Below are 1,119 nucleotides of genomic sequence, written 5' to 3'. Positions count from 1 at the left end.
TGGCCTGTTGGCTCTATGTTCGCGTTCGTAAACGATAAGAACATCAATACAGTTGCAGACTTCAGCGGCAAGAAGATTTCAGTTCTTAATGAAGACCCACAGACTCACAAGCTTGCTAACATGGCCGGCGCATCACCTGTAGGCACTTCTTTGGCAACGTTCTCTGGCCAGTTCAACAACGGCAACATTGATATCCTTTTCATGCCAGCACTAGCTTACAACACTTTTGAGCTATACCACGGCCTTGGCGACAAAGGTGGCATTCTTGACTACCGTCTATATTACGGCATGCTTCAAACAATCACCAAGAAAGACAACTTCCCAGCAGACTTTGGTAACAAAATGCGTAAATACGTTGTTGGCCGCTTGAAAGCTATCAATAAACTAGTTGCTGATGCCGAAAAAGAAATACCAGCTAAGTACTGGATCAAAACTAACGAAGAGACTAAAAAAGAGCTAGTTAAGTTTAGCCGTGACATTCGTCTAGCACTTAAAGCTGAAGGTAAAATGGACCCTAAAGCGCTTAAGCTGCTTTGGAAAATCCGTTGTGCTGAAAACCCATCTGCAAGTGAGTGTGCAACTCCTGAATAGGCTAATAGCTTAGCAGATTATAAAAAGGCTCCTTTTAAGGGGCCTTTTTTATTATCAGTGCTTCTCTTTAGGTCTACAATAGCACCATTAGAGGAGCAAACTTATGTCTGACATTCAATATGGCACTAATGAGCCAGTAATATTCACTATGCTAATGACACCTGAAATGGCTAACTTTTCAGGTAACGTACACGGCGGCGCACTATTAAAGCTACTAGACCAGGTCGCTTATACCTGCGCATCACGCTATAGCGGCCATTACGCCGTCACCCTTTCTGTAGACCAAGTTAACTTTCGCCAACCGATTAAAATTGGCGAACTCGTCACCTTTTTATCTTCTGTAAACTACGTCGGACGCACGTCAATGGAAGTAGGCGTCAAAGTCGTTGCTGAAGATATTCACTCTCACGAGAAGCGCCATACCAACAGCTGCTATTTTACTATGGTAGCAATGGGTGAGGATGGAAAGCCCACAGAAGTTCCGCCACTCGACTTTAAAGCAGATAAGCAAAAACAGCGCTATATTGC

The 1,119-nt window shown here is 43.8% G+C and carries 2 protein-coding genes; both read left to right on the top strand.

Features of this window, described 5'->3' with window-relative positions:
- The coding region (locus A3761_RS18530; RefSeq protein WP_231881257.1) for a putative solute-binding protein at positions 1-591 on the top strand (591 nt) is incomplete at its 5' end.
- A gap of 103 nt (positions 592-694) precedes the next feature.
- A partial coding sequence (locus tag A3761_RS18525; RefSeq protein WP_068750657.1) for an acyl-CoA thioesterase occupies positions 695-1,119 on the top strand: 425 nt, incomplete at its 3' end.

Source organism: Oleiphilus sp. HI0123 (assembly GCF_001635315.1).
This window is presented reverse-complemented; position numbering and strand designations above follow the sequence as displayed.